General features: G+C 42.2%; 6 protein-coding genes and 1 riboswitch. All 6 genes read left to right on the top strand.

The genetic code is table 11. The features are described from left to right. Window positions 1–264: 264 nt before the first annotated feature. Window positions 265–451, top strand: a riboswitch (cobalamin riboswitch). 251 nt (window positions 452–702) lie between these two features. From F7731_RS25095 to F7731_RS25070, 6 genes are read left to right on the top strand one after another with little or no spacing between them, the layout of a single operon-like run. After that, the gene (locus F7731_RS25095; RefSeq protein ID WP_151537509.1) at window positions 703–1,677 is read left to right on the top strand and encodes an ABC transporter substrate-binding protein; all 975 of its coding nucleotides are present in this window, start codon (window positions 703–705) and stop codon (window positions 1,675–1,677) included. After that, window positions 1,643–2,701: a FecCD family ABC transporter permease gene (locus F7731_RS25090; RefSeq protein ID WP_151537508.1), complete on the top strand. Its 1,059-nt coding sequence runs from the start codon at window positions 1,643–1,645 to the stop codon at window positions 2,699–2,701. The genes F7731_RS25095 and F7731_RS25090 overlap by 35 nt, the downstream gene beginning before the upstream one ends. A gap of 3 nt (window positions 2,702–2,704) precedes the next feature. Next, window positions 2,705–4,171, top strand: a complete 1,467-nt coding sequence (locus F7731_RS25085; RefSeq protein WP_151537507.1) for an adenosylcobinamide amidohydrolase — start codon at window positions 2,705–2,707, stop codon at window positions 4,169–4,171. Further along, window positions 4,168–5,130, top strand: coding sequence for an adenosylcobinamide-phosphate synthase CbiB (gene cbiB, locus F7731_RS25080; protein WP_151537506.1), 963 nt, complete (start codon window positions 4,168–4,170; stop codon window positions 5,128–5,130). Before F7731_RS25085 ends, cbiB begins: the two co-directional genes overlap by 4 nt. Continuing rightward, on the top strand, window positions 5,105–6,181 hold the full coding sequence (cobD, locus tag F7731_RS25075) for a threonine-phosphate decarboxylase CobD (RefSeq protein WP_151537505.1): 1,077 nt from the start codon (window positions 5,105–5,107) through the stop codon (window positions 6,179–6,181). The genes cbiB and cobD overlap by 26 nt, the downstream gene beginning before the upstream one ends. Beyond that, complete coding sequence (locus F7731_RS25070) at window positions 6,163–6,735, top strand: bifunctional adenosylcobinamide kinase/adenosylcobinamide-phosphate guanylyltransferase (protein ID WP_151537504.1); 573 nt, start codon at window positions 6,163–6,165, stop codon at window positions 6,733–6,735. Before cobD ends, F7731_RS25070 begins: the two co-directional genes overlap by 19 nt. Window positions 6,736–6,737 lie beyond the last annotated feature (2 nt).

The raw sequence follows: 6,737 nt of genomic DNA, 5'->3' as shown, positions 1-6,737 counted from the left end.
AACTATGAAGTGTTCATGGTACGCGTTTTCGCGAGTCCTCAGTCAAAACGGTGACTATGAAGTGTTCATGGTACTCGTTTTCGCGAGTCCCCAGTCAAAACGGCGACTATGAAGTGTTCATGGTACGCGTTTTTGCGAGGCCCCAAGTAAAACACCCACTATAAAACGTTCATGGGTGAGGCAAGTTTATATTTTAAGGCGAAAAATAAATAACCTTGTCCTATTCCCGAAAATATGTGTATAATCAAAAGTGTTGAAAATTTCATACAAATCAAGAGAATGGGTGTCTTTTTAACTAAAAAGACTTAATAGGGAAGTTGGTATAATTCCAACGCGGTCCCGCCACTGTATATGGGAGCTTACTGCAATGGCCACTGTACAATAATGTATGGGAAGGCGCAACTAAGCAATGACCATGAGCCAGGAGACCTGCCTAATTCTAATTGCACCACAAACCTACGAGGATAGGAGGTGTTTGACAGGTACTGCCTTTTATTTTCTCGTATACCTATACAAACATCTCCATCTCAATTGTGGAGATGTTTTTTTGTCTAGCTGCAGCGCCTACCCCCTCGAGGTCACAAGCCAATCCTCCCTGAAAGGTAAAGTACACCTTTCCGGGAGGCTCGACTTGTGCTTGTCGGGGGTGATCAAGGCGCTTCCGCTTTTCTATTTTATTTAAAAAAATTGGAGGAATCTAGAATGAAAAAGCTTTATTCATTATTTTTCGCATTGCTTTTAGCAATCGGTGTTCTTGCTGGTTGTGGAGCTAGTACGGAGGAGCCGAAGAAAAATACGGCGAGCGAAGGAAATCAACAAGCCCAAGAGGAAAAGGCTGACTTTCCAGTTACGATAAAGGATGCATTAGATAATGAGGTAGTTATAGAATCGAAGCCTGAAAAAATTGTTTCACTAATACCAAGTAATACGGAAATTTCCTTTGCATTAGGTTTAGGCAATGAAATTGTTGGTATATCTGATTATGATAATTATCCAGCTGAAACCGCTGAAAAAGAGAAAATTGGCGCCATGGATTTTAATGTTGAGAAAATCATTTCTTTAAAGCCGAACTTAGTATTGGCACATGAATCTGGTGCTAATTATGGAGAAGCTGGTCTTCAGCAGCTTAGAGATGCAGGGATAGCTGTGTTTATTGTCAATGAGGCGAAAAACTTTGATGATGTCTTTAATTCCATTAACATGATAGGTACAGCGACAGGGAAGAAGGACGAAGCAGAGCAGCTTGTTGAGAGCATGAGAGCAAAGCTTGAGGAAATTAAGGAAAAAGCAAAAACAATCAAGGATGAAGACCGTAAAAAGGTATTCATTGAAGTTGCACCAGCTCCAGAAATGTATGCGGCAGGAACCAACACGTTTATGAATGAAATGCTCAGCATCCTTCATGCAGATAACATCATTACCGAAGAAGGCTGGCCGAAAGTGGATCCAGAAGCAATAATTGAGAAAAATCCGGATGTAATCATTACAACTCACGGATATTATACAGAAGACCCTGTTGGCAATGTATTAGGCCGTAATGGCTGGCAGGAAATAAATGCAGTTAAAAACAATCAAGTGGTAGACGTAGATTCTGATATGGTTAACCGTTCAGGCCCAAGGCTAGTTGAAGGAGTAGAGCTACTTGCAAAAGCAATTTACCCGGAAACATTTAAATAATAAAGGTTTCGCTTATATACTAGCAGCGGCATTTTTAATAATTGCTATGCTGCTTGGCATTTCCATTGGAACCGTTTCTGTTCCAGCGATGGCTATTATTAAAATTATTGGTGCAGAAATTTTCCGCTTATCACCAAATGAACAAATTGATTCGATGTACGCAAATATTGTCATGAATATTCGTCTTCCACGAGTGATTCTGGCAGGCTTAGTTGGGGCGTCTCTCGCAATTGCGGGAGCCGCCTTCCAAGGTTTATTAAGAAATCCTCTGGCAGATCCATATACTCTTGGCGTTTCTTCAGGTGCCTCGGTGGGAGCTGTCATTACTCTATTCTTCGGTCTTTCCATTCCGTACGTGGGCCTATTTACATTGCCATTATTAAGTATCCTATTTTCTTTTATTACGATTTTTTTAGTCCTGCTCTTTGCCCGTCAAGTGGAAAGATCAATGAAAGTAGAAACGATTATATTAACAGGGATTATTTTCAGTTCCTTTTTAGGAGCCTTCATTTCTCTTATGATTGCCCTAACGGGGGAAGAACTAAGGCAAATTATCGGCTGGCTCCTAGGTAGCGTTTCGATGCGGGGCTGGGCTTATATTAAAATTATCATGCCATTTTTTATTATTGGTTCCGCTATACTTATTTTTAATAGCAATGAATTAAATGCGATGTCCTTTGGAGAGGAACGAGCACAGCATATTGGCGTAAATGTACAGCGAAGAAAAATGATGGTTCTAGTGGCTGGCTCTATTTTAACAGGTGCTGCTGTCGCTGTTTCAGGAACGATTGGCTTTGTTGGGCTCGTCATTCCCCATTTAACAAGGCTCCTTTGGGGACCTGATCATAAGCATTTATTGCCTTTATCCATATTAACGGGGAGCGGCTTCCTTATTCTCGCTGATCTCGTAGCAAGAACGATCATCTCACCAACCGAGCTGCCAATTGGGGTCATTACTGCGCTTGTAGGCGCACCTGTATTTGCTATCATTTTGATGAAAAGAAGAACGGAAAGAAGAGGATAGAAGATGCTTAGTGTCCAACAGATAACGGGAGGATATACAGGAGATTCTGTCATTAAAAATGTATCCTTTGAAGTGGAAAAGGGGGAGCTATTCGGCATATTAGGCCCAAATGGAAGCGGGAAAACAACCTTGCTCAAAATGCTTAGCGGGATCCTGCCTTTTAAATCCGGAGAAGTTACGTTGAAAGGCATATCACTAAAGGACTACTCTGCTAAAGAATTGGCGAAAATTATTGCTGTTTTGTCCCAGCACTCCAACCAAAGCTTCTCCTATACGGTAAAAGAAACGGTTTCATTAGGCAGGTATGCTCATCAAAAGGGCTGGTTTCATTCGTGGACACAAGAGGATGAGCGGATTGTGATACAGGCCATGGAGCAGACAGGCGTTGTCCATTTTGAAAGTCATTATATTCATGAGCTATCCGGTGGGGAAAGACAAAGGGTGTTTTTAGCGCAGGCACTTGCACAGGAGCCGGAAATTTTGCTGCTCGATGAACCAACGAATCATCTTGATCTTTCTTTTCAAAAGGATTTGCTGGATTTATTAAAAAGCTGGACAAAAAATCGCGGTCTGACTGTTATCTCGATTTTTCATGACTTGAATCTTGCTGGGTTATATTGTGATCGGCTTCTGCTGTTAGAGAATGGTGAAATAAATATTAACGACACAGCAAATGAAGTGTTGCGGGAGGAGCGAATTCGAAGTGTCTACAAGACAAAAATTGAAAAGCATCCTCATCCGAAAGTGCCAGCCCCTCAAATCGCTTTACTGCCCGAGAAGGAAGTAGAAAAGGAATCTCACTATTTAGATGAAAGATTTCTCGAGCGTTTCGATGAACAGGTCGTCTTCAGATCGCCAGTTCCTCTTCGAACGATGTCCTCAGGAGTAGTTGGGGCAGGGACAGGCTGGCATCAAGTCTTTGTAAATCGGCATGTAGATAAAAATTATGATTGCAGTGACCATCGGCAAGAAATGGCAGATTATTTAAAATCTCACGGGTTTGAACCGGGCGAAACAGTCGGCATGATGACAGCAGTGAAGTTGGAGGATGTGAGCTATCAGTTTTATCGGGAAGATCACTTTGCTGTATTCATTGTCGTCACTGCTGGTGTCGGTAACGCAATCGATGCTTCCAGAGGCGGTCAGCATGCGTTTCAACTGCAGCCTGGAACGATTAATACGTGGATATTTGTTAGCGGCGACATGACAGAGGAGGCCTTTATTCAAAGCATTATGACTGCAACCGAAGCAAAGGTGAAGGCGATGCATGATCTACAAATAAAGGACCCTGTAACGGAGACGATTGCTACTGGCACATCGACAGACAGTATTTTAATTGCGGCAACTCAAAGGGGAGAAAGGCTAGAGTATGCCGGAACGATTACCCCGCTAGGAAAATTGATTGGAAAAGGCGTTTATGAATGTACGCTTGAAGCGATTCAAAAGAGCAGAAAAAGGGTGAAAAAATGATATTGTTTCATCTTTTTGCGCTGACTATTGCCATAGGCATTGATCTTGTTGTTGGGGACCCGCCAAACTGGCCCCATCCTGTTAAATGGATAGGATCATTCATAAATAAACTCGATAAAAGCTGGAATCATGGAAGCTCGAAAAGACAAAAAGGCCTGCTCATGCTGTTAACTGTTTTATTAACTGTCGGAGCCATAGCCTTTCTGCTCGTCAGTGTTTTGTATTGGATTCACCCGATAGCAGGCATTGTTGGGGAAGCCATATTAATTTCAACCGCGATTGCGCAAAAAAGCTTAAAACAGGCAGCACTGTCTGTTTATGACCCGTTGGAAAAAGGGGACCTTCAAGAGGCTAGGCACAAGCTTTCTTATATTGTCGGCAGGGACACTGACCGACTGAATGAGCCTGAAATTGTAAGGGCAACTGTTGAAACGGTCGCCGAAAATACGAGTGATGGGATTACAGCTCCGCTATTTTGGGCTCTCATTGGCGGTGCGCCGCTAGCCCTTATGTATCGCGCTATTAATACATGTGATTCAATGGTCGGCTATCGCAATGAGAAATATGCGGACTTCGGCTGGGCATCTGCCCGCCTAGATGATATCGTCAACTGGATTCCGAGCAGGCTCACTTCTGTATGTATGCTTGTCGGTAACCGCTCCTTTGATAGTAAAAAAAATGCTTGGAAAATTGTTTTCCGTGACGCTAACAGGCATCCAAGCCCGAATTCAGGCTGGGGAGAAGCCGCGGTCGCAGCCCTTTTAGGTGTTCAGCTTGGGGGCATTAACTATTACAAAGGGATCGTATCTAGTCGAGCAACTATGGGGAACCCGTTTTTAGAGCTAGAGAAAAAGCATATTCTTCAAGCAAATGATATTGTCACTCGCACGATTCCAATTTTTTTATTTTGGTTGTGGATAGGAGGAATGCTCATTGATTTGGCCGGCACATGGTTCTAATCCGCAATATTTATTCGATGCCTTACAAATCTCGTTACCTAAGAAAAGGATTGATTTTAGCGCCAATATCAATCCGAAGGGACCCCCTCCTATTTTAAAAGAAAAATGGGGAGAGCTTTTTTCAAGCGTCTCTGATTATCCTGATCCGCAAGGAAAGAAGCTGAGGAGAAAGCTTGCTAAAAAGGAAAAGATTGCAGAAGAGCAAATCTTACTCGGCAACGGTGGAGCAGAGCTTATTGCCCTTATAGGAAGAATGCTCGCCGGAAAAAGGGCTCTCATTGTTCAGCCCGCTTTTTCAGAATATGAAGAATCATGCCGGATAAATGGGTGTACAATTGAATATCATCAGCTAACATCAAACGAATGGGCATTACATATAGAAGACTTAGCTGAAAAATTACCTCATACAGACGCATTATTTCTATGTAATCCATGCAATCCAACGGGCATTTATTATTCTAAATCGCTGTTGATTAAACTGATGAAAGAGTGTCATAGACAAGAAACCCTATTAATCATCGATGAAGCCTTTTATGATTTTCTTTCAGAATATGAGTCTATTGTTCCTTTTATAAAAGAATATCCAAATCTGCTAATTATCCGGTCGATGACGAAAATGTTTGCGATCCCTGGCCTGCGCTTAGGATATGTGATGGCAGCCAAACCGGTTATTGACCAATTAGAAAGCTTTCAGCCGCATTGGAGCATGAATGCCATTGCTTTACAGGCAGGGGAGTGGTGCCTCGATAGTGAATCTTATGTTGAGGAAACAATAGAGCTCATCAATACCGAAAGAGAAAGATTATTTGATTTTTATAGACAGATGAAGTTTATTGTTTCTCCTTCCCGAATCAACTTTTATTTATTAAAAGATCCATTCATTCGTTCCCAGCTTCCACTTTTTCAATTTTTAATCACAAAAGGGCTAATTCCTAGGCATACGATGAATTTCCCGGGTCTAGAAGGGGAGTGGCTACGCTTGGCGGTTAAGGGACCAGAGGAGAATGATCAATTAATGGGGGCGATCGAGGAATGGCGGAATCGTCCATAATCTTTATTAGTGGCGGCGTTCGGAGCGGAAAAAGCAGCTTTGCGGAAAAGCTGGCTGCAGAAGAGGCACAAAAAACAGGTGGAAACCTTCATTACATTGCAGCTGGACAGGCGAGTGATGAGGAGATGAGGCATCGAATCCTAAGGCATCAAAAGGATCGTCTAAATAGCGGGCTGAACTGGAGAACGTGGGAAAAGCCAACTCAGCTAAAAGAGCTTTCAGGGGTTTTTAACCATGCAGATATTATTTTGCTTGATTGCTTAACGACGCTATTAAATAATGAGTTTTTCAGCATGGATGATCAGTGGATAAAACGTCAATTTCAGCAATATGTCATGGAGACCATTATAGAAGGAATAGGAGATATTTCACAAAAATGCCATCGCTTGATCGTTGTTAGCAATGAAGTACTTTTTGAACCGCAAGGAAATAATGAATTAGTCATAATATATGGGAAAATGCTTGGATTGCTTCATCAGCATATTGTTACAAAAGCAAAGCAGGCTTATCTCGTTGAAGCTGGCATTCCCATCCTGATGAAAGGAAAAGAATGAGC

The organism is Cytobacillus depressus, from assembly GCF_008923245.1.
Lineage (GTDB): Bacteria > Bacillota > Bacilli > Bacillales > Cytobacillaceae > Cytobacillus > Cytobacillus depressus.
The sequence above is the reverse complement of the archived record's forward strand: the minus strand, read 5'-3'. Positions and strand labels throughout refer to the sequence as shown.

What these genes read in the sequence shown, in the direction of transcription:
- F7731_RS25095 (WP_151537509.1), top strand. Translation starts at nt 703, where the DNA reads ATGAAAAAGCTTTATTCATTATTTTTCGCATTGCTTTTAGCAATCGGT.
- F7731_RS25085 (WP_151537507.1), top strand. Translation starts at nt 2,705, where the DNA reads ATGCTTAGTGTCCAACAGATAACGGGAGGATATACAGGAGATTCTGTC.
- cbiB (WP_151537506.1), top strand. Translation starts at nt 4,168, where the DNA reads ATGATATTGTTTCATCTTTTTGCGCTGACTATTGCCATAGGCATTGAT.
- F7731_RS25070 (WP_151537504.1), top strand. Translation starts at nt 6,163, where the DNA reads ATGGCGGAATCGTCCATAATCTTTATTAGTGGCGGCGTTCGGAGCGGA.